Here is a 329-nt window from a genome sequence, read left to right on the forward strand (position 1 = left end):
CTCCCAGAACCCTTCGGTTCAAGTACCATCGACGCTGGAGGGCTTAACGGTCGTGTTCGAGATGGGAACGCGTGGGTCCCCTCCGCCATCATCACCAAACGATCAAAGTGCTTGTTTGCACCCTGAAAACTAGATACGAAACTTGCGTAAAGTGTGAATGTCTTAGTCTTTCTGGGCCCCAATCAAGTAATCGGCATATGCTTCGTCAGCTTCCACTTCACTTGGTTGGGATTAGGTTAAGCCCTCGACCGATTAGTATTCGTCAGCTGCATGCATTGCTGCACTTCCACCTCGAACCTATCAACCTCGTCGTCTACAAGGGGTCTTAC

The 329-nt window shown here is 50.5% G+C and carries 2 rRNA genes; both read right to left on the minus strand.

Annotation, left to right across the window (positions count from 1 at the left end):
* A 5S ribosomal RNA gene (rrf, locus tag ICC18_RS33450) occupies positions 1-99 on the minus strand; the annotation flags it as partial.
* 133 nt (positions 100-232) lie between these two features.
* Positions 233-329: ribosomal RNA gene (locus ICC18_RS33455) — 23S ribosomal RNA — on the minus strand; the annotation flags it as partial.

The organism is Paenibacillus sedimenti (assembly GCF_014534655.1).
GTDB lineage: Bacteria > Bacillota > Bacilli > Paenibacillales > NBRC-103111 > Paenibacillus_E > Paenibacillus_E sedimenti.